The following is a 25,464-nucleotide window of genomic DNA, read 5'->3' as shown; positions in this document are numbered from 1 at the left end:
CTCACATAAATGAGGGGCATTTTTTCAATTTCATATGGTAAAATGTTACTATCACATATTATGGGGATGAATCACATTATGTCTATTTCAACTTTAGCTCTCTTATTATTAGCAGAAGTACTCGTCGCCATTATTCTCATCGGTATTAGCATTGAAATTTGTAGTTATGGATGGAAAAAATCGAATGGAATTAAGTACTTTTGTCTCTTAATTTCACTCCTTCTCGGAACAGCTAGCATACTAGGACTTCTCGTTGCACCCGCATATTTCTTCTTACAACTTATAGAAAAAGGCTTATAAGAAAGGATGATATTATGATTACAGTGAAACATATTGATGCATCTGAAACATACTTATTACGTCAAAAGGTTTTGCGTCCCAATCAATCATTAGAAGATTGTAAATACGATTCAGATTACGAAACAGACGCCTTTCATTTAGGTGCATTTTTATATGATGAACTTGTTAGTATCGCCTCTTTCTCTAAAGAAATACATCCTGATTTACAAGCTGGTACCCACTATCGTCTACGAGGAATGGCAACATTACCTAATTTCCGAAACCAGCATGCTGGCAGCTCCTTAATCCGTAAAGCTGAACAAGTCCTCCAAGAACGCGAAGCAAATATTCTATGGTGTAATGCCCGAATTACCGTAGCGGATTATTACAAACGATTAGGCTTCCATGAGCATGGTGAAATCTTCGAGATTGATCCAATAGGACTACATAAAGTAATGTATAAAGAAATATAAGAAAAGCTTTCTGCAATATGCAGAAAGCTTTTCTTATATTTCATTTTCACTTTTTATTTTTTTCATATATATGTATATAAACAAACTAGGAATTAAAAAGCAAACAAACATAATAACTCCTGTTATACCAATTTCCTTTATCGAAATATCCGGTGTTACAATGATACAAATAGCTAACAGTCCAATAACAATCCCTACTGGAATTAATAATAGTTTCATGAAATAACTACGAGATACTCCCCCTGTATGCTCATACACTTCCACCGAATTTTTTAAGTTTAAAAAGTTAATAACTATTATCCCGCCCATAAATACCATTAATAAATCCGAAACACTTTCATACCCTGCCCCTTGCAAGACGTAACGGTAAAAAACAATGCCTAGTATGACGACATTTTGTAAGATGAAAGCCAATCTAATATGTTTTAATCCCTCAATCATTAAACGTTCATCTTTCACGATTTTCACCCTATCACTCCTTTTCCTCCCAAAACAAATCATTCAATGTTTTATCTACTGCATAACAAATTTTCAAACATAAATCTAAAGATGGATTGTATTTCCCCTTCTCAATTAAACTAATTGTTTGCCTTGTGACGCCTACTTTTTCTGCTAATTGTTGTTGTGTTAAATCTAACTGAACACGTGCGACTTTTATTTTACTTACAGCCATTCATGTTCCTCCTCCGCCTTTATTGTAACATATATATTCCATTAAGTAATTTATATTTTACGTAATTGATTTATTTTTTTCACTTTATTATACACAAAAAAGGAGCCTCTCATAAGAAGCCCCCTTTCCTATCTCTATACTATAAGAATAAATGACATCCAAATAAAATTGTAAATAAATATAGTAACGGATGTACTTCCATCCCTTTCCCCTTCACAATTTTTAATACTGGATACACTAAAAATCCAATTGCAATTCCATTTGCAATACTAGACGTTAACGGAATACCAACGAAAATTAAAAATGCTGGTAATGCATCTTCAAATTCATTCCAATTAATATCACGAATGCTTTGTGCCATTAAACTACCTACAATAATTAATGAAGGAGCTGTAATAGCAGCTACACTTGATAAAGACGCGATAACAGGGCTGAAAAATGCCGTTATAATCGTTAGACCAACAACTACAATACCTGTTAATCCAGTTTTACCACCTGCAGCAATACCAGCTGACGATTCAATCGTTGCTGCTGTTGGGCTTGTTCCGAAGATAGAACCTGTCGTTCCGCCAATCGCATCTGCAATAAACGCTTTGCCAAAACGTTTCTCTGTATTATCTGTAATTAAACCAGCTTGTTTAATTAAACCGAGTAATGCACCTGTCGTATCAAATAAAAGTACAAGTAAAAATGAAAATACAACACCATATAATCCATACTGAATTACATCTGAAAAAGCATTGATTGGATTTGAAACGATAATACCCTCTGGTAAATGAGGCATCGCTACAATTTTATCCTCAAACTTCAGTTGCCCCGTAAAGAAGGCGATAATTCCTGTCACAATCATACTAATAAATAATGCACCACTCACACGTAATACCATTAATACTGCCGCTAAAATTAAACCAATTAAAGTTAAAATAACGGCTGGAGAATGAAAATCACCAATCGTAACTAAGTTAGATGGATGATCCACGATAATTCCAGATAGACGTAATCCAATAAAAGCAATAAATAGTCCAATTCCACCTGCAATTGCATGTTTTAAACTGTCAGGAATTGCGATAATTAACTTTTGCCTAAATGAAGTGAAAGATAATAAAAGAAAAATGATACCTGTTACAAATACTGCTGAAAACGCAATGACATATGTAATCCCCTCTGCCTGTTGAACAACAGAGTAAGCAAAATATGCATTCATCCCCATAGCTGGAGCAATAACAATTGGATAGTTAGCTAAAAACGCCATACATAGCGTCCCAATAACTGTCGCAATAATAGTTGCCGTAAACGCTTGATCAAATGGTACACCTGCATCAGATAATATTTTCGGATTGATGACAAGAATATACGCAAATGTAAAAAAAGTTGTGATGCCCGCTAAAAGCTCTTGCTTCACAGAAGTATTATATTTTTGTAATTGAAACATGGCTATGTACCCTTCCTACACCTGAATTATTATCACACATTCTTTTCTTACTAGTATGTGAGAAAATATAATACTTAATCTTAACAATCAATAAAAAGAAGAGTCAATATATTCTCTAATAGTGAGAATTTTAAGTTTAAGTCTGACAAGTTCAGATGTAGTACAGTTCATTTTGATTATTTTTGTAGCATAACAGATAGAAATGTTTTATAATTTGAAATAGTTAAATATTTAGGTAGCTCATTCTACAAGGGGGATTCTTCTTATGCAGCACACAAACAAATCTGGAACTTTAAATCGAGGTTTAAAAGAACGACATATTACTTTAATGTCACTCGGTTCGGCTATTGGCGTTGGGCTATTTTTAGGATCTGCTTCTGCTATTAAACTAGCTGGTCCTTCCATCTTACTAGGTTATATGATCGCTGGACTCGTTATTTTTTTCATTATGCGAGCGCTCGGAGAAATGGCAATTGAACAACCGGTTGCCGGCTCTTTTAGTAAATATGCTAATGATTATATCGGCCCACTTGCTGGCTATATTACTGGTTGGAACTACTGGTTCTTATGGGTTGTTACTTGTATGGCTGAAATTACGGCGGCTGGAATTTACATGCAGTACTGGTTCCCAGATATCCCGCGCTGGACTTGGGCACTACTCGCTCTATTATTAATGAGCGCTTTCAACTTCTTATCAGTAAAAGTATTTGGAGAACTTGAGTTTTGGTTTGCTCTCATTAAAATTGTCACAATTATCTGTATGATAGTGATTGGCTTTGGTATTATTCTATTCGGATTTGGAAATGGCGGCGTTGCAACTGGTATTTCAAATCTTTGGGAACATGGGGGCTGGTTCCCAAATGGCTTCTCTGGATTATTGCTTTCCTTACAAATGGTATTATTCGCTTATTTAGGCGTTGAACTAATTGGTGTTACAGCTGGTGAAGCTCAAAACCCGAAGAAAACACTCGCAAAAGCTATCGATAACGTATTTTGGAGAATCCTAATCTTTTACGTCGGGGCATTATTCGTTATGATGGCAATTTATCCATGGAACGAACTTGGCGAGAAAGGAAGTCCATTCGTATTAACATTCCAACAAATCGGCATTGCAAAAGCAGCAGGTATTATTAACTTTGTTGTATTAACAGCTGCACTTTCTTCTTGTAACGGTGGTTTATTTAGTACAGGGCGTATGCTATTTACACTAGCACAACAAAAGAAAGCACCTGAACGATTTGGACGTTTAAATAAAAATGGCATTCCAAGTCAAGGTATTATAGCAACTGCGATTGTTTTACTCGTTGGCGTTATATTAAACTATCTCGTTCCTGCAAAAGTGTTTACATGGCTAACTAGTATTTCAACTTTCGGGGCAATTTGGACTTGGGGTATAATATTAGTCGCTCAAATTAAATTCCGTAAAGGATTATCAACTGAGAAAAAAGACAAGCTAACGTATAAAATGCCTTTACATCCATTAAGCTCTTACTTCTCACTTGGCTTCCTCGCACTTGTACTAGGTATTATGGCTTATTCAGAAGATACACGAATTGCATTAATCATTGGCCCAATTTGGCTTATCGGCTTAGCTATCGTGTATTACATGAAAGGGTTTCATAAGATCGATGAAACACCTAATTCAAAAATTAGTTAAACCTATGGTCTCTTCCTAATTTACTAGGGAGAGATTTTTTCATTATTCACACAAATATTTCTCAATCGAATTAACGTTATCTTTACACTATTTAATATTTTCTATCTTTATTTTTACAGAAAAATAAATTACATTATTAAAGCACATATATTTATTATTAGGGGGATTCTTCTATGAAGAATAAAAAATGGATTCAATTTTCTTTAGCAACAGCAATTACAATCAGTTTAGGAAGTGCTTATGTTCCATCTACTTATGCCGAAAGCTCTGTAGATCCAGCTCCTGAAATTGCTGCAAAAATTGTAAATCAAAACAATGGGAAGAAAGTATTATTCGATAATACGCACGGTCAAACTGCAGGGACAGCTGACTGGGTTATTGATGGCGGCTTTTCTGATTTCGGAAATGGCATTGCCCAAAACGGATATCATGTAAAAGAACTTCGTAAATCAGCACCTATTACATACGAAGATTTAAAAAACTACAATGTGTTTATCGTTCCAGAGGCAAATATTCCTTACAAAAAATCTGAACAAGACGCAATGTTACAATACGTAAAAAATGGCGGCAGTATTTTCTTCATTGCCGATCATTATAATGCAGATCGTAATAAAAACCGCTGGGACTCCTCAGAAGTGTTCAATGGATATAGACGCGGGGCATGGGATAATCCAGCAAAGGGAATGTCTAATGAAGAAACAACTTCACAAGCTATGCAAGGAGTAGAAAGCTCTGATTGGCTATCCGATAATTTCGGTATTCGCTTCCGTTACAATGCACTTGGTGATGTTTCAGCTAAAAATATTGTCTCACCTGCGCAATCATTCGGAATTACAACTGGCGTTTCATCTGTAGCAATGCATGCCGGCTCTACCCTTGCGATTACAAATCCAAAACTAGCGAAAGGCCTTGTATATCTTCCAGAAAATCCATCAAAATGGAATAACGCTGTTGATAGCGGCGTTTATAACGGTGGTGGCGTTGCCGAGGGGCCTTATGCTGCTATTTCGAAAGTTGGTCTTGGAAAAGCTGCCTTTATTGGTGATTCTTCTCCTGTTGAAGATGCTACGCCAAAATATGTTCGCGAAGACTCAGGTCAAACAAAGAAAACTTATGATGGTTATAAAGAAGAAAACGATGCTGTTCTATTAGAAAACATCGTGAATTGGTTAGCGAAACAAGAAACATTTACAAGCTTAGATCAAGTGAGTGGTTTACAGCTTGATGCCCCTACAGCTCTACAAACATTTGAACAACCAAGTTTATCAACAGAACCACAACCAGAACCTTGGAGCGCACCAACTCAAGGTTACCAGTGGTTCAATACAAATACTTTCAAACCAGGTTCATACGGCTATAACGGTGCAGTGACAACGAGTGATTACGTAATTACGCACCCTAGCATTCTACCAAACAATGAAGTGTTCCAAATGAAGATTCAAGTAAATAACTTATTACCAAATACAACATACAATAATTATTCTTTAGGTATCTTCACAACTGGCGGAACACAGGTGGCAAAAGTTCAAAATACAAATGGCACTTGGCCATCTTCTTTCGGATATAGCAGTACATTCTCTTTCATAACAAATAGCCAAGGATCTGCTGAAAAAATTGTGAACGTACAACTTAATCCAAATACAACTGGACAAGCAACACTTCGCCTAAGACAAAACACAACAGCTAAATATAATGAGGCTGTAACGATTGGTAAGAAGTAAAGTAAAAGAAAAGGCAATCCGTAAAGGGATTGCCTTTTTCTCACTTCTCTTCTTTTGAGAAAAACATTCTTGAAATAACGATACCTATACTACCTACGATTAAGAATAACACCGCTCTAATCATCATCGACACCTCTGGTAGGTCGAGAAGGAATAACTTCCCTACTGTTACTACTAATACGACTAATCCAGCATATAATATTTCGTTCATCTGTCTATAACGGCCAAACCAAACTGCAAATAAAGCATATACCATCCATAATAATGATACAGATACGCTAATTATACTTCCATCTGTAGAAAGAACTTCACCGATCCTAGTAATTGTAATAAATACAATAACCATTAACGAGTAGAGCGCTATAGAATAAACATATTTACCTAAACTCGCTAACACTTCTTTCGCTTGTCTCATGCAATAATAGAACGTTCCTATTAAAATAATATGAGCGACAAATCCTGCTGAAATGAACTCATCAAACGGGCTAAAAATCGTCTGTACCATTCCAATCGCATAAATCGTTGCACCTACATACAACTTAATATTTTGCTTTACTTTAATAGCAGTAACCATACCGAGGAAACCTTGTAACAATAATACGATCGCTGCATTCACCAAACTATACTCGTATAAAATCGCTAAACTAAATGATCCCATTGCAAAGCCAAATATTAGATTTGAAAATACAGAATGTTTATTCTTCCTATATTCAAGTACAAACATAACAGCATGCACAAATGCACTTATAACTAATCCCCACGTTGTAAATTCAGGAATTTGAGAAATGGCTAAAATAAAGAAAACTGCATTCGCACTAAATATCGCCAATCGTGCTTCTTGTATAAAACTTCTCTCCGAAAACATATGCCAGAATAATAGTAAATGAATTGCACCGTATACAACTGTTAACTGTACTTGCACATTCTCTACTAATATTGACATAACAACAAAGAAGACAAATAGGACAATTGCCGCAACAACATAAGAAATCATATACAAGTACTTATAAAGGTTTCTCAATGCATACCATAATAGGCTAATTGTTAATATCGTCTCATAACTAAAGAAAATATACGTATTAGGAGTCGTACTATTTAACAAGAAAGGAACAAAAAATGCTCCCACCGCCACGAAAATAGCGAGATATTCCGATCTATATCTTTTCGCTAAATAAATCCCTAAAATAACCCATACAATATTACAGATAAACGCAATACTTGCAGGAATAAACTCATATAAATAATGTGCCGCAAACGTTGTTAAAACAATTCCCGTAATACTTCCTCCAGCTAATACTAACCCTAACGCTTGCCGCTCTCTTTTAATTTGTATATCTCCTACGTAATACAAACCGGCAGATAGTACTATACCAAACACAACCCGTATCGCTGGTGTCAATAATCCGGCATCTACCCCTGCTTTGAATAACCAAATAACGCCAAGTAGCATAATACCGACAAATATGCGTGGTAACCACGTTTGACAAAACCTTATAATATTAAATGGTTCTGGTTTAAATGCAGATATATCTACTTGTTTCACCTCTGGCTCTTGCATGGACTTCCTCGTCTTAACTACATCTTCTTGTAACTTTTCATTACTTACCGCTTCAATATATTCTTTCTTTTCCTTATTAACATTTTGTTGAACTTTATCTACTTCTATTTTTCTTTGTTTCGCTTTCAATTCATAAAGTGCCTCTTGCATCGTTTCAATTGCCGTTTCGAGTGCTTCTATTTTCTTATTCAAATCCTCCTTCATACGCTCCCCCCTCATCATTCATGTAAAACCTATATATTACCAATTACCTTTATCATACTCTTAGTCTATTCATTTTCAATACTATTTTTCCAAAAAAGAAAGGTGTTTTCCGAAATAGGAAAACACCTCTTACTTATTTATTCTTATTTATAGCAATACTAACAATTACACCGAGGCAGACACCTACAAATGCCGGAACGATCCAACCTACACCTTCTGAATAAAACGGAAGCATTTTTAGTAGTGGTGTCCATTTATTCATCAGTACACTTTTGTTTAAAATATCAATCGCACTAAATACCGCTACGAGTCCAATCGTTACCGAATATACGTATACATACTTTCCAATATACTTATGGAATAACCCTAAAATAATAAGCGTTAGTGCAACTGGATAAATAAATCCAAGAATCGGTACCGATACTTTTAAAATTTGCGTTAATCCTAAATTAGCTAAAACCATACTAACAAAACTTAATATAAATGCCCAAACTTTATAAGATACTTTCGGAAATACACTTGTGAAAAATTGACTACAAGACGTAACAAGTCCGATGGAAACGCATAGACAAGCGACAGTAAAAATAAGACCTAATAAAACTAACCCACCTTGTCCGAATAATGTCGTCATAACTTGTGCTAACACTTTCGCACCGTTATCAAATGTACCCAATGAACCACTAATTGAGCCAACATATCCAAGAATGACATAAATAATAGATAATAAAAGCCCTGCTCCAATACCAGCAATACTCATATATTTCGCTAAACCTTTATCATCCGCTACACCCTTTGCACGCAGAGCATTTGCAATAACAATCCCAAATATTAAAGCTGCTAACGCATCCATCGTTAAATATCCATCTAAAAATCCTTGGAACATAGGAGCTTGTCCATAATTTCCTGCAGGCTCTTTCACACTGCCTACTGATGTAAACATACTTTTTATAAATATAATAGCAATCATACATAATAATAAAGGCGTTAACACCTTTCCAAACAAGCCCATTAATTTAGACGGTGATAAACTTAACCAGTAAACAATACTAAAAAAAATAGCCGTGTACAATAACAAAACTACGCTACCCGCTTCTGGGAACAACTGGCCTGGCCCCATTTCAAAAGCTAAACTTCCTGCACGTGGTATACCAAGACCTGGTCCAATAAATAAGTACACAATACACGGAAAAATAATTGCAAATGAAGAATGAACCCTGCCCGCTAACGTTTGAAAACTCCCTGCTTTCGCAATAGCGATAACACCTAATATAGGAAGCCCTGTTGCTGATATAATAAAACCTAACAATGCAATCCATACATGTTCTCCTGCTTCATATCCAAGGAAAGGTGGAAATATAAGATTTCCGGCCCCAAAGAACATAGAGAATAACATAAGACTAATAAGCAAAATTTCTTTTTTCTGTAACAATTTCATTTCTTTCTCCTTCTTCAATTTCACCTTACATGAAATCAATTCCACAAATAAAAAAATGCGGTAATCCGCTTCCTTACAAAGAAAACATAGTCCATAGTCTATCACAAAAGAAACACCCATTCTATAGCTATTTCCCTTTTCAAATTTCTTCTGAAAAATCAACCTTTATTGACTTATAATAGTTAATAAGGTAAAATATTAATCATACAATACTATTAACTTTGTTTTTTGCTTGTGTCAGGAGGAAAATATTATGGAATCAGCGATACAACTAGAAAGAGAACAACAAAGAAAAAAGAAACATCCTCCAGGTTTATACTTACTCTTCTTTACAGAAATGTGGGAAAGATTTAGTTACTATGGATTACGAGGATTATTAACATTATATTTAACAACAGCTTTAGTAAGTGGTGGTCTTGGGTTTAGTCCCGCTTGGGCACTCTCTATTTACGGATTTTATACTGGTGCTTGTTATTTCACACCATTGATCGGTGGATACTTAACGGACCGTTTTCTAGGCAAACGAAAAGCCATCACAATTGGTGGTATAACAATGGCAATCGGTAACCTTACACTATTCGCCTTGCAAAACCAAGTCGGTCTATACCTCGGATTAGCGCTTATTATTATCGGTAATGGATTCTTCAAACCGAATATCTCTACACTTGTTGGAGAATTATACGAAGAAAATGATCCAAAACGTGATAGTGCATTTACAATTTTCTATATGGGTATTAACGTCGGTTCATTTTTAGCTCCACTCGTTTGCGGGTTTTTATCAGAAAATTTATTCAAAACAACAATAGATGGCGTTGCTCATTTCGGATTCCGTTACGGTTTCTTAGCCGCTTCAATCGGAATGATCATTGGACAAATTTTATTTACAACACTATCAAATCGCTTCCTTGGTGATATCGGTAAAAAACCAACTCGCGATTTGCAAACGGATGCTGGACAACAAACAATAGGAAATACACCGTTAACAAAAAAAGAAAAACAACGTACAACAGTTATCGTCATTTTAACATGCTTTGTTGTCTTCTTCTGGGCTGGATTTGAACAAGCTGGTAGTTCGTTAACATTATATACAAACAAATTTGTAGACCGCTCTGTGTTCGGATGGGAAGTTCCAACATCTTGGTTCCAATCGGTCAATCCGTTATTTATTATTTTACTTGCACCAGCTATTTCAGCATTATGGGCGAAACTGGCAACTAGGAAAAATGGTGACATGAAAATCCCAACAAAAATGGGACTTGGTATGATCTTACTCGGTATCGGTTATATTGTTCTTGTTATCGCTACATTAAAAACAGGCAGTGACGAACATAACATTACAGAAAAAGCAAACTTACTATTTATCGTCTTTACGTATCTTTTCCATACGTTAGGTGAGCTATTCTTATCACCTGTCGGGCTATCAATGGTTAGTGCTCTCGCTCCAGTAAAACTAGCCTCTTTATTAATGGGCGTATGGTTAGCAAGCTCAGGTATTGCTAATATTTTAGGCGGACAGCTTGCAAGCTTCACAACTTCACTTGGATATGCTGAAGTATTCACAGTTATTGGCGCTGTGGCGATTGTTTTAGGTTGTGTTTTATTATCAATTTCTAAGAAATTAGTGAAATGGATGGATTAAAAAAAGATGAGGAAAATTCCTCATCTTTTTTTACGCTTTCTTTCCCTTTTCTATTGCTTGTTCATACAAGCCTTTATGTTCTTTATATTCACTTGGCACGAAACTCTTATAGAAGAACGAAAGCCAGCTGTCTCCTTTTTTATATCCTTCTTCTCGAATTTCCGCTGCCTTTTTATTTGATTTAAATCCTTCAGTAAACCATTTCTTTAATGTTTCATTCTTTTCATACTTAGCAGGAACTTTTAAGTCGTAGTTTTCAAATGCATATGTATATCCAGCTTTTTCCGCTGCCTTTTTAGCAGCCTTATATCCCTTTTCATACGCGGTTTCATATACTTTCACATATGTATCCTTTTCAGTATTTCCAGGTTTCTTTTCAGCTAATTCTTTACCAGCCTTTTCACCAAGTTCCGCTTGTTCTTTTTCAATCTTTTCGGTTCTCTCTTTATTACCTACTTGGAAACCTTCTGCAAAGTTCACCTTAAACTCAGGAGTAATTTGACTATCGTCCATTGCTTCTTGTGTTAACCCTTGCTCTTTACCTTTTTCAAAATGTGCTTTTTTCTGTTCTTCTAAAGACCATGCCGCAGCATACGCAGTTGTAAATGCTTGTTTATATGCGTCTGACTTTCCAGCTACATGTCCTTCTGCATTATTCTTTCCTGCTTTAAAATCTGTCTCTCCACTTTTTTGACCTTCAAGCTGCCCTTTTTCCATGTCAGCTTGACGCTGGGCTTCCTCTTGCTTACGTGCCTCTTCTGCTTTTCTTTGCTCTTCGGCTACACGTTGTCTCTCTTCTTCAGCTTTGCGTTGTTCTTCTGCAGCACGCTGTCTCTCTTCCTCTGCTTTACGCTGTGCTTCTGCAGCACGTTGTTTTTCAGCCTCAGCATTGCGCTGCGCTTCTGCTTGTCTTTCAGCTTCTACAGCACCATTATTATTTTGACTAGGCGCAGGGCTTGTTGTTCCGCCGCTAGAAGCTGGTTTATTGTGATAATGATATTCCCCGTACTGCAATCCCCATTTTTCACAATTTGTACGACACGTATGTCCACCATTAGCATCTGTACGTCCTGGATGTGCATAAGCAGAAATTGGCGCTACCAATAACGCTACACTTGTTGTTAAAAGAAGTCTTTTTACTTGCTGTTTCACTTTTGTTCCTCCCAAAATCTAGAATCATTACTTTATTATATAAAAATAGAAAAATATTTAAATACCAACTAAAATATTCTTTTATTTCTCAACATTGGATAAAAAAAGAAGGTTCACTCTTTAAAGAGTGAACCTTCTTTTTTCTTTATTTCTTAGCCTTTGTTCCTACTAAATCACCCGTAATAACAAAACGCTTAGAATTATCCTTAACAGATACACATGTAATAAGTGTTATCTCATCTTTCCCATGATCCTCTACAACTTCCCATTTATCAGGGGTCACTTCAGATACACCGGTAACAGTATACTCATACTCATTTGCATTGTCATACAAATAAATTTTATCGTTCTTCTTTAAAGTTGATACATCACTAAATAAAACACCTTTTTTTGACATATTATGCCCTGCAAGTGCATAATTCCCTTGTCCCATTACTTGATTTTCTCTTACAGTTGCCGCACCCGATAATAAATTCTTTTCAGTCGACGCTTTTAAAACAGGAAGTTCTAATGAGATGCCCGGAATTGAAATACGACCGATTACTTGTTTTTTATCTAACGATGCACTCGCTACTTCTGCCAAGTCTGGTTGATTAATTTTTGAAGCATCTACAAATTCTGTATCATGCTTTTCATATTCCATCTTTTGAACAGCTTGTACATTCGCTGTCTGCTTCTTCTCTGCATTATATCCATCATAAAATGGCTTTCCGATTAATACACCACCTACAACAAATAGAAGGATTGCTACTATACTATAAATTCTTTGCTTATTCATATACAATTCCTTTCCGTTACAAAATCTTACTCTATATAAAATGATAAGACAATATTGCTATATGTACAAGTGTAAGCTAAAAAAGAAACCTTCTTGCATCAGCAAGAAGGTTTTTTTTAGACTAATTTATTTCTGTACAGGGATACGTAAAAGACTGTCATTTGAATAAAAAGCATGAAAAATAAAATATATAATGGATATCCAGGAATATATAAATTAGCTACAGGAGAAAGTGTTAAAAATCCAATAGCAATAACTATTCCATACCAAAATGAAATAAATGTTGTCCGGCATGCCTTTTGTGTAATTGCTTTTTCCCGCTCGTCTTCTTGTGGAAATAATAACGGGTACATCCAATAAGAAAGAGCTTTATGTTTCTTCTTTTGAACTTTATAAAAAATCGTCGTTATAATAGCTACAATTGTTAACAATCCTAATGGCATCATGTTGATTGTTACTTCAAACGGTAATTTCTCAGTTTCAATAATATTTGCCAGCTCTATCCAAGCATAATAGAGCTCAATAAACGCCCAAAAAGCTATCACAAATCTCAGCACATTTAAGATATAAGAAACCCCAATTCTATTCATCCTCTTCCCCCTCCTTATTTAAAACAAATACATCTTCCATCTTTAACTCGAATACATCACAAATCGTCAATGCTAGTAATAATGAAGGAACGTAATCCCCTTTTTCAATTGCAGCGATCGTTTGTCTCGTCACCCCAACCTTTTCTGCTAATACACTTTGCGTAAAATTAAAGCGAGCTCTTAATTCCTTCACCTTATTGCAAATGGTCAAATTTACCACCTCTTACCATCATTGTATGCTGTCCTTAACAAAATGTAAACTCAACTTAACATTATTTTTACAAAAAAATCCAACTTTACGTTTTGTAAAGTTGGATTACGTTTTAGTTTAAAATTGTAACTTTAACATTTTTTCTGCCCCAATTACTAGACGAGGCTTTATCCGGCATTAAAACATCGATTTTGTGACCTTTAATCGCGCCACCAGTATCTGCTGCAATTGCAATTCCATAGCCTTCAACATTTACAGTAGATCCTAATGGAATAACAGATGGATCCACCGCAATTAATTTCATTCCTGGGTTTGCAGTTAAGTTATAAGGCTTACCACCCGGTCCCCATGCAGAATATACTTGTTGACCTGCTGCATAACCATTTTCAGATGGATCTGCTGTATAAGCTGTTGCGTGTACATACATTTCTTTTCCGCCAGCAGTTACTTTAGGCTGTTCAGGCTCTACTTTCGAACTATTATTAGCAACTGGTTCAGCTGGTTTATTAGCAACTGGTTCAGCTGGTTTATTAGCTTTTTCTTGCTTTTCAGCAAATTCCGCTTGCGCTTTCGCTAAAGCTTCTTGCTCAGCCTTTGCAGCTGCTTCAGCTTTTGCGCGCTCTTCTGCTGCAATTCTTGCTGCTTCTTGTTCACGAGCAATTGTTTCTTGTACTGCTTTCATATTTGCTTCAACTTTTGCTTTCTCTTCCGCTGCTAAATTAAGTTGGCTTGCAACCTGATTATATTTAGCTTGAACTGTTTGTAAGTTATCTTGACGTTTTTTCAAGTTATCTTGCAAATCAGCTTGTGCTTTTGCTAATTTTTGTTTATCTACTACTAAAGATGCTTCTTTTTCATCAATCTCTTTTTTATCTTCTTCAATTTGACGAAGATCTTGTTCTTGTAGACGTAAAATTTCTTTATCTGCTTCTAGAATAGTCGTAACTGCGTTCATACGTTGTATGAAATCTGCAAAGTTTTTTGATTCTACAACAACTTCTACTACTAAACTCGTATTTGAGCTATTTTGAACAGAAACCATACGTTTTTTCATAATATCCTTACGAGCAAGGACTTTATCTTCTAAAACGACAATTTCGTTCTTTTTTTGTTCAATCTGCTTATGTGTTTCATCGATTTTACGTTGAATAGCAGCTTGATCCTCTTTATTTTTTGCAATTGTATTATTTAAATTATGTAGTTCATTTTCGATACCTTGAATTTCTTTACTAACAGCTTGCTTCTCTTGCTCTTTCTTCTGCATATCTGCATCGTTTTGCTGCAATTGCTGTTGCATGTTGTTAAGTTTCTCGTCGTTTGACTCTGCTTTTACAGCGACTGTACTAGAAAGAACGATAATTCCTGCTAATACTAGACTACTGATTCGCTTAAAATAGTTCATAATCCGACTCCCTTCTTATACAGTTATACATGATTTATTTTACAGTTTGTTTACAGAACCATTAAATACAGTTTATTTTTCATGACAAAAAAAGAGAATTGTGAACAAAATGTAATAGATTCTTAAATATTTAACAATTCCTATATTTAAAAATTATAAAAGATGCTAAAATCCAAATATAGAGAAATTAAAAATCCTAAAGGCGGTTGAATTAAATAAAATGTTTACTCAAAAGAAATCACTCCAACATAAAATTGATCAACTAGAAACTCATATACATGAACTAGAAGCAGAATTAAAACAAAAAGATGTGGAAAAACAAGAAATTATATCTTCTATCCATAATCGTGTAAAAAGCGTTATGCAAGAGCACGAACTTGTAAATAGCCAACATCATACACTCCAAAACTTAATTCAACAATTGAACGCATGCTTTGAAAATGTTTCTACGCGTACTACACATTCCAACGAATTAAATAACGAAATGCTACAAAAAGAGCAAAACTTAATTCAATCTATTGAAGAAATTATCGATTGCTCTAATGAAGGAAAAGAATCCGTTCATCGCTTACTCATTGTAATTAATAGATTAGGTGAACAATCTCAACGTACTTCTAATAGTATGAATCATTTAAGCGAACGCTCTAAAGAAATTGAACAAATTGTAGAAGTGATTCAAAACATTGCAGCACAAACAAATTTACTAGCGTTGAATGCAAGTATTGAAGCTGCACGTGCTGGAGAACACGGTAAAGGATTTGCTGTTGTTGCTAATGAAGTAAGAAAACTAGCTGAAAGTACAGCTGAAAGTACAAAAAACATCGGTAACTTAACGAAAAAAATTCAAGAGGAAATTGAAAAAGCGTACGAAAATACAAAAGATAATTTACATTTAGTTGATGAAGGTGTAGAAATGAGCGCCGATACTAACGCTAGAATTGAAAATATTTTAATAATGATTCAAACATTACAAAGTGGCGCTACAAATGTTATTAAAGCTATCGAAAACCAAAAATCTTGTAATGATGATATATTACGAGAATTTGCAAATACACAGCAAATGTTCCAAAAATTAAATACTACTATTATGAATCATATTCATGATGCTGAAAAAGTCGATGTTCAATTATCAAAAAGTCTTCAAGAAACAGTAGCTTCTCATTAATAATAAAAATCCCTTATATCGCTATAAGGGATTTTTATTATATTTCGAATATTTATTTCTTCTCAATATTCATCCTCTCTTTTGCTATAATGGAAAAGTTGTTTCTTTCGACTAATAAACAAGGAGGTTATTATGGAACAATTTTACTACATTTTAAAATATTTAATTCTTGGTCTGTTCCAAGGGCTAACAGAGCCAATTCCGATTTCTTCAAGCGGTCACCTCGTTTTAGCACAGCATTTGCTAGGACTAAAAATAGAAGGGTTTAGCTTTGAGCTACTTGTTAATTCAGCTTCATTATTAGCTGTATTACTTATTTATAGAAATGATTTAATTCGTCTAACAAAGAATGGTCTATCTTATATATTCACAAGAGCAGAAGATGCAAAATCAGATTTCTTCTTTATTATTTACCTTGTTATTGCAACCATTCCAGCAGGTGTAATTGGAGTTTTATTTAAAGATTATATCGACCACTATTTAAAAGGTGTTAAAATGGTTGGGATTTCCCTTCTTATTACTGCTATCGGCCTTTGGATTATTCGAAACTTGCGTGGACGTAAAAATGATGGCGACCTTTCTATGAAAGATGCAATCATTATTGGTCTAGCACAAGCTTGCGCACTAATTCCTGGTATAAGCAGATCAGGTGCTACAATCGTGGCAGCAATGTTACTTGGTATGAAGCAAGAAACAGCTCTTCGCTTCTCATTCTTACTATACATTCCTGTTAGCTTAGGTGGTTTATTGTTAAGTATTACAGACATTGCAAACGATCCAAATTTAGATACATTATTTGTACCTTATATTGTTGCTTTCATCGCAACATTTGTCATGACATATATTTCATTAAAATGGTTTATGAACATTATGGCAAAAGGAAATTTAAAATACTTCTCTTTCTACTGTATTATCGTAGGTGTGCTAACTATCATTTTCTTATAAAATGAAACTTTAATCAGTGAGGGTTTTGTTCATCCCCCCTGCTGCCTAACTTCTTTGCTCCACCTGAATTTTGAGGTGGGAGTTTTACTGCCCACAAATAGCGTGATAAAAACCCACTTACTGCCCTCATACAGTAAGTGGGTTTTCCTTATGCATAAACTTTCTTTTCCTGACAATACAAGCGAATAACATGTGTATTTTTTTGAAATAAATCATGTGTTAAGCGAATAATAATAAAATTTCGTTTTGTATTATCATCTTGAACAAAAATCTGTTCCCCCTCTTGAAAACGCCATGTGCTTTCAAAAGTTGTAATATGATCCCCGCTTACCGAAAAAAGCTCATATTGCATATCATGTACCCTCTTTCAACTTGTATAATCATAATATCTTTATATTAAACTTATTATAACTTAATCTATTTTAAATTTGTAATTTTTTCTATTTCGAGCTATTTCAACTTTGTTTTACATTCTTTTAAGCGCTATAATGATAAACGAAATTTCATTGAAAGGAGCTTCATTTTGACTGCATATTTATTTCCAGTAAAAACAGCTTTTATTTTATTTCCTATTTTAGCAATGTTTCTATTAATTCCTTTTTTAATATTTAATTATCGAAAATACGGTTATTTAAATAAATGGCGCTCATTTATTTTATACTCATTATTACTTTACTTATTAAATGCCTATTTTCTTGTTATTTTGCCGTTACCACAAACGTATGATACTTGTAGCCTACAACCCGCTAATACACAGCATATGCAACTCTCACCATTTTATTTCATACAAGAGATTAGTAATCATACATCGGCAATTTTAACGAAACCTACTACTTATTTCTTGTTATTAAAAGAATCTGCATTTTTACAAGTTGCTTTTAACGTTCTATTAACCGTTCCATTCGGTATTTACTTACGTTATTATTTCCGACGTAGTTTCTTCCAAACAGTGTGCATTTCTTTTTGCCTTTCACTGTTCTTTGAATTAACACAAGTAACTGGATTATATGGTATTTATAATTGTGCATATCGCTTATTCGATATCGACGATCTGTTTTTAAACACACTAGGCGGCGTAATCGGTTTTATCATTGCACCAATATTTACGTACTTCCTGCCAAAAACAAGCGAATTAGATAGTCATATTGATTTGGAAACGAAACCAGTCGGATTCGTTCGTCGTCTCATCGCTATGCAAATTGATTGGATCTTCTTATCTATCGTTGTACCTTTCATTAAAAACAAAGGAAACTCACTATTTATTTCTAACATCCAATCTTATACAAATGTATACGAACTCCTTTTCATCGCATGTTCAATCTTAATTTACTTTATTATCATCCCATACTTTACAAATGGAAGAACAATAGGGAAAGCGTTGCTTCGTATTTACATTAAAGGACAAGCAGAGCGTATTACACTAAAAGAATTATTCATTCGTTACGGTATATTCTATTTCATTTTAGGTGGAATCAATTACATTCTTTCTAGTAGCTCTATTTTAAATCATACAGAGCCTTTAGTATTACTAGTTATACTGTTATTCCAATTTGTAATTAACGGGCTATTTATTATTCATGTTTTATTACATTTATTTAGTAGTGATAAATTACTATTTTACGAGCGTATTAGTCATACAAGAAATGCAATTACACTTAAAAAAGCTGACAAATACTAATTTGTCAGCTTTTTTTCATAATCGTAAATAACTTTTCTGTATAAGGGCTTAAAAATATTCCTGTTTCATCTAGTGACTTCCTCACTTTTAGAAACGAATGCAATTCTGGATATATATTTTGCAATTTTTCGTACGTTAACGTATGCATTTTCCCCCAATGTGGGCGCCCTTCATACTTTAGAAAAATTTTCTCCACTTCACCAAAATAAGCGGCATACTTCATACCTTTATACATATGAACAGCTATATACGCTGAATCTCTTCCATATGCTGGACTGAGCCATATATCATCACCTCTCACGTAGCGGCATTCAATCGGGAAGTGCACCTTATACTTTTTCTTTTCAATAAGATTTGAAATTTCTTCTACAACAGCCCTCATATACTTTGAAGGGACACTGTACTCCATTTCATAAAATGGAACTGTACGTGATGTAGCGAATACTTCATAGCTTGATCCAATTATTTTCGTGTTCGGTACAGCCTTAGCTGATAATCGGCTTACTCCTTTACTTATAGAAGGAAACCATTTACACCCTTTAGATAATAAAGAGAACATCCTATTTTCAAGTAACTCCACCTTTAGTTTATGCCATTTCAAATCACTTTCTTTACTCGTTGTTTCGTTTGTAAATTTCACTTGCACTTCATCTGAATAAGGAAAAACGAAAAATTCAAAATGACGATTCTTCTTATATTCTTCTAGTTTGTTCATTACAGTAGACAATGATTGTTTTTCACTTTCATAAACAAGCGAATACGCTGGGATAACCTTCAATTTTATCTTTACAATGATACCTAGCATTCCAAGTGACAACTGAAATGCTTTCCAATATTCGGCGTTCTCGGCTTCTGAACAAACTATACTCTCACCTGTTGATAAAACTGCCGTGATCTCTATAACTTGTGTTGATAAACTCCCAAATGTAACACCCGTCCCATGAGTCCCCGTACTAATCGCTCCTGCAATAGATTGTGAATCAATATCCCCTAAATTTTCTTGCGCATAACCTTTTTCCTGAAGTAACTTCCCTAAATCATGTAACTTTGTTCCCGCCCATACTTCGGCAACCATCTTCTCTGCATCAATATTCACAATGCCCTTCAATTCATCTAAAGAAACTAAAATTTCTTCCGTTTGCACAAGAGGTGTAAACGAATGACCTGAACCGACAACACGAATTTTCTTTCCTTTTTTTCGTGCAAGCCCCACAACTTCTACTACATCTTGTATACTTTTTGGATACATCGTATAATGCGGCGTTCCTTCTACATTCCCTGTCCAATTTCTCCATTTTTGTCCCTTTATAGAAAGCATTGTCCATCCCCCCGATATGTTGAATACTCTCCAACAATTTCCCCTTGTTTAATGCGATACAAAATAGGAAAACGCTCACATAACTCCCCAGCTTTACTATGGCGAAACAAGATAGAATCTCCTATATCCACTCGTTCCTCGCCGTTATAAAAAATTGGTGTTTGCACTTCACCAGCACCTTCTAAAGCTAATAGTTTTGCACCATGCGGCATCCAAACCTCAGGCTCTTTATCTTTACCAACTGCACCTGAGGCAATATATCCGCCACCTAGGCAAGTATAAATAAAAGGATCCGGTTTACGTACAACTGGTAAAGCAAATCCGGCAGCTGGCTGAAATTTTACTTCTTTATAATAGTCAAACAGTTTAGGAGAGTAAAAGGCGGATCCTACAGTAATCTCTGAAACTGAGTTATCTTGCTCAGTTGTTTTTATACTTCCTGTTCCTCCCCCATTTACAAATCTTAGTTCAATACCAAGGTTTTGTATTTCTTTTACGATACGTTCTCTTCTTTCTTTAACCTCTAACACTGATTTCTTCTTTAAATACGAAACAGCTTTACTTTTCATCCATTGATTCGGTATATGATCCCCCACCCCGGCAATTTGAGCTTCATATCCCATTACACCATCTAGTATTAAATATGATGAGCCCTTCACCTTTTCTACTATTTTCAAAGCGCTCTGCACATCTTTTACCGGGGATCTTTTTACACCAAAATGAAATTTCAAAAAACGACTACTCATATCAATATCCAAACAAACGCGAAAACACCCTTTAGACTTCTCAGCAATCTTTTCTAAATAAGTAATATGGTCTTCACAATCTACCATACAAGTTATAATGTGCCCTTGCTTTGTTAGCAAACTAATTTCATGTAAAGCTCTTTCATCATAAACAGGATATCCGAGCAATAAATCATTAAACCCTTGTTCAATTAAAAACAAAGCTTCTCTAGGAGAAAAACACATAATACCTTGAAACCGATTATTTGCAGCTAAAATCTTTTTCATAATTGGAACAGAGCGTAATGATTTACTCGCTATACGAATTTTCTTATCTCCACTTAACTCTATAATCGATTGAATATTCCTCTCTAAAGCCACTTCATCTAAAAATGCACACGGTAATGGAACTTCCTTAAAAATTCCTCTATCCACATTTTTCTCTCCTCTTCTATATATGTCTTATACATATTGGAAAGAAAAAATGATTTTCCTGTTTTCAAATAAAAAAAGTTTCTTCTTCACGAAGAAACTTTTTTAAGACTACTCTACTTCATAGAAATAGTCGCCTCTACTGGATAATGATCAGAATAATCATCATACGTATATTTTTTGAACCATGATGTAACAGACCACTTTGGAGATTTCACTTGTAATACGTTATTCTCTACGAATGATGGATTCGCATGATCTTTACTCGCAATAATATAATCTAAATGTTCAGCAGGTGCATCTGGATAATTGTATTTCGCAATACTGTTTGTCGTCGCATCCCAAGTTGCTGTATGTCCTGTATAAGATGGAACAGACGCATGTAATGTTTTAAACATCGATGCATACTCTGAATTGCTATTATTCTCAGCATTTATTTTATTTACATTCATATCACCACCAATTAACACATACTCGTTATTTGGTATATTTTTATTTTTAATAAACTCTTGAATTTCTTGTAGCTGTTTTGTACGTACAGATGCTGGCGAAGTATTTCCACACATACTATCTTCAGCTTGTAAATGAGTCCCAATCACATGTACAAAACGATCATTTTTCTTAACTTTTGTGTATACAAATCCTTTATTTGATAAGTTATCTGGTCCACAGCCTTTTTCGAATACATATTGAATCTTTTCAACAATTGGCCATTTACTCACAATCGCTACACCTCCATCTTCAGGAGTCGAAGATGAATAGTTTCCTAACGTCTTATCCCACTCGCTTCCACTACTACGACCTAATACTGCCGTTTGATTTGGATATTCTTTCTTCAAATTTCCTAATAAGCGATTTGAAGCACTATTATCAAACACTTCATTTAATATAACAACATCTTGATTCTTTATATAATCTGCTGCTCCAATTAAATCAGCACGCTCATTTTGTCCCCAGTTGGGATATAGGTTTGTTGATAGCATGTATACATTATGCGTCATAACTTTTAACGTATCATTTTGATTTGTGGACATTTCTGCTTGAACGGAAGATCCGCTATATAAAGCTGCTAGACCAATCCCAAAGCTTAGTACACCTTTTAGCAATTTACCTTTCACGTTTCATACCTCCATGTACTGTGTAGTGATAAAAAGGCCAAATACTCTATTCTGAGATTTGACCTTTTTCAAATATTTAACGATTTCCGTACGTATCAAACCAAAGCTGGATGTACCCAGCAGTAACACGTTGTGCATCCATTAATCGCGTACCTGTCATTGGTGTAACTTCAGCGCGCCATTTATCTGCATATTCTTGTGATACAGCTGCTTTCACGAACCAATCTTTCGTATTATCATTTACAATGCCAGAATAATCTTGTTTCGCAGCTACTGCCGCTCCATGAATCCAATCTTCTGGATTTGTACCTTTCCAGTTCCAATATCCATTTCCATCCGTTACTTTATAATTATCTTTTATCGTATCTACAAAGTTTTCATATTTAGAATGGAACCCTTGTGGATAAGAAAGATTTGTAAAGTTTGCCGCATGCATCGGTTGATTTACATCCCCTAAATAATGAAGAGATAACCCCAAATAGAAGAATGCTTGTTTCATATCTTTATTTTTGTATGACTCACCTGCTAATTTAAAATATTTAGCTCCAGTTTCCTTTGCCTGCTTTGCAAATGGAATATAAGTTTTTCCATTGTCAGGGTCATAGAAGTGTGAAGCAAATGTGCTATTATCATAATAAGGATTTTCATAGTCAGCAGCATAAATACCGTTCTCTAACTCCGTACGCCATTCATTTAATAGTGCAACCTGATCTTGTTTTACAAGTGTTGTATTACGAGACATAATATCCATTGCACGGTTTACAATCCATAAATGAGAGTTTACGCCTTCTTTATGCTTATCTTCAGCAGACCAGCGGTGAACTATATTTATTCTACTTCCCCCATCATTTTCATGAGCAAATGCAACACTTTGTAACGGAGCTACTAATGTAATAGCCGCTGCTAAAGCAAGTACTTTCTTTTTCATATAAAATCCTCCATTTTTTAATTGAATTATTGTAAACTTTTTGTTAGGATCCTATGATATCGTCTGGTTAACCTATGACTAGAATATCCCACCTTTCATGAAATTTCTATCAATAAATTAAAATATGCAAATGTTCATATCATTATAACTTTATACATAGTGAATATAATGAATGAATACACTTACATTGTAATAAAGTATTGTTAAGCTACTGCAAATGATTGTCTAAACTAATGTAAAAAAAGAGTAAAGCATCCACATGCTTTACTCTTTTTTTCTTTTCGATAATATACTTGGCAGCTGTACATTAACTGCCAACTTATGAATAAATCCAAACACTAATCCAATCCCGATAAATATGTATAAGATCGTAAATACCTTTCCGAAATCAGTTTGCGGACTAAAATTCCCATCACCGACAGTCGTCAACGTGACCACACTAAAATATAGGGCGTCAAGAGGACGTAATCCTTCAACTGTACTATAAAAAATCGTACCTGATGTTAATGTTAAAAATGTTAATACGAATAATACTTGAAATTCTTTATCTTTCCACGCTCGTAAACAAGCTTTTAGCATCCGTTTCAATGTCAACATAAATGAAAGCATTAGACTTCCCCTTCCAAACAAAATACCTGTAGTTAAAGGAAAGTCTATCACCTTTCTGTATAGAAAAAAAGTAGCCCTCTTCTATTTCTAGAAAAGGGCTACTTTTTACTATTCTCTATTATTTAGGTGAAACAAGAATTTTCACTTGTGTTTTATCTTTTACAAGTGCTTCAAATCCTTCTTCAACAACTTGATCTACTGTGATTTTTTTCGTAATTAATTTCTCTGCTTGAATTTGGCCAGAGCTAATTAATTTAATAACAGCTGGGAAGATATGACGGTATCCAAGAATACCAATAACTTCTTTTTCTTTTAGTACAAGATTGTTTGGCGTAATTGTCGCATCTTTTTCCCACACACTAACAATTACAGTTTGTCCTTCAAAGCTTGTACTTTCAATCGCTTGACGAAGTACTACTTCGACACCTGCTACTTCAAAGCTCACATTTACACCTAAACCATTTGTTAAGTTACGAATTTCTGCTAGTACATCTTGAGTTGCTGGATTTAATACGTAATCAGCACCTGCTAATTTAGCTAGCTCTTGACGTTCTTTAGAAAGTTCCACTGCGATAACAGGAGTTGCTCCTGCTGCTTTTGCTGCTTGGATTACAAGAAGCCCAATCGGACCACAACCAAATACCGCTACAGCTTCCCCCTCTTTTAATTTACTTTGACGTACTGCATGAACTGCTACTGCTGCTGGTTCTACAAGTGCACCTTGTTCATACGTCATTTCATCAGGAATATGGTGGACCATATCTTCTGGTACTACTGTATATTCAGAGAAACCGCCGCCTTCTCCGCCAAGACCGTGGAAAACAAGTTGTTCACAAACATTGTAATGTCCGTGTTTACAAGCTTCACATTTACCACAAGAATAAATTGGTTCTACAACGACGCGATCTCCCACTTTATGAGAAGTAACGCCTTCACCGATTTCAACTACCTCACCACTAAACTCATGACCTAAAATAACCGGTGCTTTTACGTGTGTTAATGGGTGCTCTTCTGTTGGAATAAAAATAGGTCCTGCTAAATATTCATGCAAGTCTGTTCCGCAGATACCACACCATTTAACTTTAATCTTAACTGCTCCTGGTCTTACAGTTGGTTCTGGTACTTCTTCTACTCGTACATCACGTTGATTATGCCAAAGTAGTGCTTTCATTTTATCCATCCCTCTCTACGTATATACTTAACCTGGTGAAGTTTACAAATCTATTATAATACTTCCATCCATATATTTCAAAAAAACAATCTCATTTCCACTAAATTTTAACAAATAACGTTCAATATTTTGTCACTTTGTACTTTTTTCCACATCTGTTAATGCTAATTT

At 34.8% G+C, this 25,464-nt stretch carries 24 protein-coding genes and 1 pseudogene; 8 read left to right on the top strand and 17 right to left on the bottom strand.

Annotation, left to right across the window (positions count from 1 at the left end):
• Positions 1-9: 9 nt before the first annotated feature.
• Positions 10-300: a DUF4022 family protein gene (locus NSQ08_RS02075; protein WP_002090894.1), complete on the top strand. Its 291-nt coding sequence runs from the start codon at positions 10-12 to the stop codon at positions 298-300.
• Positions 301-314: 14 nt separating this feature from the next.
• The gene (locus NSQ08_RS02070) at positions 315-752 is read left to right on the top strand and encodes a GNAT family N-acetyltransferase (protein ID WP_002029848.1); all 438 of its coding nucleotides are present in this window, start codon (positions 315-317) and stop codon (positions 750-752) included.
• 33 nt (positions 753-785) lie between these two features.
• Here NSQ08_RS02070 and NSQ08_RS02065 read toward each other — a convergent pair whose 3' ends face one another.
• The 3 genes from NSQ08_RS02065 to NSQ08_RS02055 form a co-directional block, all read right to left on the bottom strand.
• The gene (locus tag NSQ08_RS02065; RefSeq protein WP_061675082.1) at positions 786-1,220 is read right to left on the bottom strand and encodes a hypothetical protein; all 435 of its coding nucleotides are present in this window, start codon (positions 1,218-1,220) and stop codon (positions 786-788) included.
• Positions 1,221-1,224: 4 nt separating this feature from the next.
• A complete protein-coding gene (locus NSQ08_RS02060; protein WP_000301182.1) occupies positions 1,225-1,425 on the bottom strand; it encodes a helix-turn-helix transcriptional regulator in 201 nt (66 codons plus the stop codon).
• A gap of 139 nt (positions 1,426-1,564) precedes the next feature.
• Complete coding sequence (locus NSQ08_RS02055; protein ID WP_002029772.1) at positions 1,565-2,857, bottom strand: NCS2 family permease; 1,293 nt, start codon at positions 2,855-2,857, stop codon at positions 1,565-1,567.
• Positions 2,858-3,122: 265 nt separating this feature from the next.
• Between NSQ08_RS02055 and NSQ08_RS02050 the strand changes: the two genes are divergently transcribed.
• Complete coding sequence (locus NSQ08_RS02050) at positions 3,123-4,514, top strand: amino acid permease (RefSeq protein WP_078176737.1); 1,392 nt, start codon at positions 3,123-3,125, stop codon at positions 4,512-4,514.
• Positions 4,515-4,687: 173 nt separating this feature from the next.
• Positions 4,688-6,235 carry a DNA-binding protein gene (locus tag NSQ08_RS02045; RefSeq protein ID WP_340770966.1) on the top strand — a complete coding sequence of 516 codons (1,548 nt, stop codon included), beginning with the start codon at positions 4,688-4,690 and terminating at the stop codon, positions 6,233-6,235.
• Positions 6,236-6,275: 40 nt separating this feature from the next.
• On the opposite strand, the gene NSQ08_RS02040 is transcribed toward NSQ08_RS02045, so the two are convergent.
• Complete coding sequence (locus tag NSQ08_RS02040) at positions 6,276-7,997, bottom strand: DUF2339 domain-containing protein (protein WP_340770962.1); 1,722 nt, start codon at positions 7,995-7,997, stop codon at positions 6,276-6,278.
• A 133-nt stretch (positions 7,998-8,130) separates the two neighbouring features.
• Entirely contained in the window at positions 8,131-9,432 is a 1,302-nt protein-coding gene (gene brnQ1 / locus NSQ08_RS02035; protein WP_445685348.1) for a branched-chain amino acid transport system II carrier protein BrnQ1, read from the bottom strand.
• Between the two features lie 253 nt (positions 9,433-9,685).
• Here brnQ1 and NSQ08_RS02030 point away from each other — a divergent pair, with 253 nt between their 5' ends.
• Positions 9,686-11,071, top strand: a complete 1,386-nt coding sequence (locus NSQ08_RS02030) for a peptide MFS transporter (RefSeq protein WP_002029777.1) — start codon at positions 9,686-9,688, stop codon at positions 11,069-11,071.
• 30 nt (positions 11,072-11,101) lie between these two features.
• Here NSQ08_RS02030 and NSQ08_RS02025 read toward each other — a convergent pair whose 3' ends face one another.
• The 5 genes from NSQ08_RS02025 to NSQ08_RS02005 all read right to left on the bottom strand — a co-directional run bounded on the left by NSQ08_RS02025 (position 11,102) and on the right by NSQ08_RS02005 (position 15,204).
• Positions 11,102-12,223, bottom strand: a complete 1,122-nt coding sequence (locus tag NSQ08_RS02025; protein ID WP_012260322.1) for a YHYH domain-containing protein — start codon at positions 12,221-12,223, stop codon at positions 11,102-11,104.
• 145 nt (positions 12,224-12,368) lie between these two features.
• Positions 12,369-13,001 (bottom strand): class A sortase, encoded by a 633-nt coding sequence (locus NSQ08_RS02020; RefSeq protein ID WP_002029779.1) that lies wholly within the window; start codon positions 12,999-13,001, stop codon positions 12,369-12,371.
• A 116-nt stretch (positions 13,002-13,117) separates the two neighbouring features.
• The gene (locus NSQ08_RS02015) at positions 13,118-13,591 is read right to left on the bottom strand and encodes a DUF2178 domain-containing protein (protein ID WP_002134421.1); all 474 of its coding nucleotides are present in this window, start codon (positions 13,589-13,591) and stop codon (positions 13,118-13,120) included.
• Positions 13,584-13,811 carry a helix-turn-helix transcriptional regulator gene (locus NSQ08_RS02010; RefSeq protein ID WP_078185072.1) on the bottom strand — a complete coding sequence of 76 codons (228 nt, stop codon included), beginning with the start codon at positions 13,809-13,811 and terminating at the stop codon, positions 13,584-13,586. Before NSQ08_RS02010 ends, NSQ08_RS02015 begins: the two co-directional genes overlap by 8 nt.
• A gap of 103 nt (positions 13,812-13,914) precedes the next feature.
• A complete protein-coding gene (locus NSQ08_RS02005; RefSeq protein ID WP_340770941.1) occupies positions 13,915-15,204 on the bottom strand; it encodes a 3D domain-containing protein in 1,290 nt (429 codons plus the stop codon).
• A gap of 661 nt (positions 15,205-15,865) precedes the next feature.
• Between NSQ08_RS02005 and NSQ08_RS29865 the strand changes: the two are divergent.
• Both NSQ08_RS29865 and NSQ08_RS01995 read left to right on the top strand, forming a co-directional pair.
• Positions 15,866-16,369: pseudogene (locus NSQ08_RS29865) on the top strand (methyl-accepting chemotaxis protein); the annotation flags it as partial.
• Between the two features lie 132 nt (positions 16,370-16,501).
• Positions 16,502-17,314, top strand: a complete 813-nt coding sequence (locus NSQ08_RS01995) for an undecaprenyl-diphosphate phosphatase (protein WP_002010553.1) — start codon at positions 16,502-16,504, stop codon at positions 17,312-17,314.
• 148 nt (positions 17,315-17,462) lie between these two features.
• Here the strand turns inward: NSQ08_RS01995 and NSQ08_RS01990 are convergent, their stop codons facing one another.
• Entirely contained in the window at positions 17,463-17,666 is a 204-nt protein-coding gene (locus NSQ08_RS01990; protein WP_340770932.1) for a hypothetical protein, read from the bottom strand.
• A gap of 171 nt (positions 17,667-17,837) precedes the next feature.
• On the opposite strand from NSQ08_RS01990, the gene NSQ08_RS01985 reads away from it, so the two are divergent.
• Positions 17,838-18,992 carry a VanZ family protein gene (locus tag NSQ08_RS01985; protein WP_012260320.1) on the top strand — a complete coding sequence of 385 codons (1,155 nt, stop codon included), beginning with the start codon at positions 17,838-17,840 and terminating at the stop codon, positions 18,990-18,992.
• A 4-nt stretch (positions 18,993-18,996) separates the two neighbouring features.
• On the opposite strand, the gene NSQ08_RS01980 is transcribed toward NSQ08_RS01985, so the two are convergent.
• From NSQ08_RS01980 to bdhA, 6 genes are all read right to left on the bottom strand, one after another.
• Entirely contained in the window at positions 18,997-20,310 is a 1,314-nt protein-coding gene (locus NSQ08_RS01980) for a D-arabinono-1,4-lactone oxidase (protein ID WP_033708787.1), read from the bottom strand.
• On the bottom strand, positions 20,298-21,470 hold the full coding sequence (locus tag NSQ08_RS01975; RefSeq protein ID WP_002029787.1) for an amino acid deaminase/aldolase: 1,173 nt from the start codon (positions 21,468-21,470) through the stop codon (positions 20,298-20,300). The genes NSQ08_RS01980 and NSQ08_RS01975 overlap by 13 nt, the downstream gene beginning before the upstream one ends.
• 113 nt (positions 21,471-21,583) lie before the next feature.
• Complete coding sequence (sph, locus tag NSQ08_RS01970) at positions 21,584-22,585, bottom strand: sphingomyelin phosphodiesterase (protein ID WP_012260317.1); 1,002 nt, start codon at positions 22,583-22,585, stop codon at positions 21,584-21,586.
• A gap of 76 nt (positions 22,586-22,661) precedes the next feature.
• Entirely contained in the window at positions 22,662-23,513 is an 852-nt protein-coding gene (gene cerA, locus NSQ08_RS01965; protein ID WP_002029789.1) for a phospholipase CerA, read from the bottom strand.
• Between the two features lie 264 nt (positions 23,514-23,777).
• Positions 23,778-24,122, bottom strand: a complete 345-nt coding sequence (locus tag NSQ08_RS01960) for a potassium channel family protein (RefSeq protein WP_000948238.1) — start codon at positions 24,120-24,122, stop codon at positions 23,778-23,780.
• Positions 24,123-24,240: 118 nt separating this feature from the next.
• Positions 24,241-25,293: a (R,R)-butanediol dehydrogenase gene (gene bdhA / locus NSQ08_RS01955; RefSeq protein ID WP_340770918.1), complete on the bottom strand. Its 1,053-nt coding sequence runs from the start codon at positions 25,291-25,293 to the stop codon at positions 24,241-24,243.
• Positions 25,294-25,464: the final 171 nt, after the last annotated feature.

The organism is Bacillus sp. FSL E2-8887 (genome assembly GCF_038007205.1).
Lineage (GTDB): Bacteria > Bacillota > Bacilli > Bacillales > Bacillaceae_G > Bacillus_A > Bacillus_A mycoides.
Note: the sequence above shows the minus strand (reverse complement) of the source record. Positions and strands in the feature narration are given on the sequence as shown.

Excerpts from the sequence above, each read along its gene's own strand:
- cerA (WP_002029789.1), bottom strand. The coding sequence starts at position 23,513 with ATGAAAAAGAAAGTACTTGCTTTAGCAGCGGCTATTACATTAGTAGCT.
- NSQ08_RS01980 (WP_033708787.1), bottom strand. The coding sequence starts at position 20,310 with ATGCTTTCTATAAAGGGACAAAAATGGAGAAATTGGACAGGGAATGTA.
- NSQ08_RS02020 (WP_002029779.1), bottom strand. The coding sequence starts at position 13,001 with ATGAATAAGCAAAGAATTTATAGTATAGTAGCAATCCTTCTATTTGTT.
- NSQ08_RS02045 (WP_340770966.1), top strand. The coding sequence starts at position 4,688 with ATGAAGAATAAAAAATGGATTCAATTTTCTTTAGCAACAGCAATTACA.
- NSQ08_RS02030 (WP_002029777.1), top strand. The coding sequence starts at position 9,686 with ATGGAATCAGCGATACAACTAGAAAGAGAACAACAAAGAAAAAAGAAA.
- brnQ1 (WP_445685348.1), bottom strand. The coding sequence starts at position 9,432 with ATGAAATTGTTACAGAAAAAAGAAATTTTGCTTATTAGTCTTATGTTA.
- NSQ08_RS02055 (WP_002029772.1), bottom strand. The coding sequence starts at position 2,857 with ATGTTTCAATTACAAAAATATAATACTTCTGTGAAGCAAGAGCTTTTA.
- NSQ08_RS02075 (WP_002090894.1), top strand. The coding sequence starts at position 10 with ATGAGGGGCATTTTTTCAATTTCATATGGTAAAATGTTACTATCACAT.
- NSQ08_RS01990 (WP_340770932.1), bottom strand. The coding sequence starts at position 17,666 with ATGCAATATGAGCTTTTTTCGGTAAGCGGGGATCATATTACAACTTTT.
- NSQ08_RS01995 (WP_002010553.1), top strand. The coding sequence starts at position 16,502 with ATGGAACAATTTTACTACATTTTAAAATATTTAATTCTTGGTCTGTTC.
- NSQ08_RS02070 (WP_002029848.1), top strand. The coding sequence starts at position 315 with ATGATTACAGTGAAACATATTGATGCATCTGAAACATACTTATTACGT.
- NSQ08_RS02060 (WP_000301182.1), bottom strand. The coding sequence starts at position 1,425 with ATGGCTGTAAGTAAAATAAAAGTCGCACGTGTTCAGTTAGATTTAACA.
- NSQ08_RS01960 (WP_000948238.1), bottom strand. The coding sequence starts at position 24,122 with ATGCTTTCATTTATGTTGACATTGAAACGGATGCTAAAAGCTTGTTTA.
- NSQ08_RS02015 (WP_002134421.1), bottom strand. The coding sequence starts at position 13,591 with ATGAATAGAATTGGGGTTTCTTATATCTTAAATGTGCTGAGATTTGTG.
- NSQ08_RS02040 (WP_340770962.1), bottom strand. The coding sequence starts at position 7,997 with ATGAAGGAGGATTTGAATAAGAAAATAGAAGCACTCGAAACGGCAATT.
- NSQ08_RS02005 (WP_340770941.1), bottom strand. The coding sequence starts at position 15,204 with ATGAACTATTTTAAGCGAATCAGTAGTCTAGTATTAGCAGGAATTATC.
- bdhA (WP_340770918.1), bottom strand. The coding sequence starts at position 25,293 with ATGAAAGCACTACTTTGGCATAATCAACGTGATGTACGAGTAGAAGAA.
- NSQ08_RS02050 (WP_078176737.1), top strand. The coding sequence starts at position 3,123 with ATGCAGCACACAAACAAATCTGGAACTTTAAATCGAGGTTTAAAAGAA.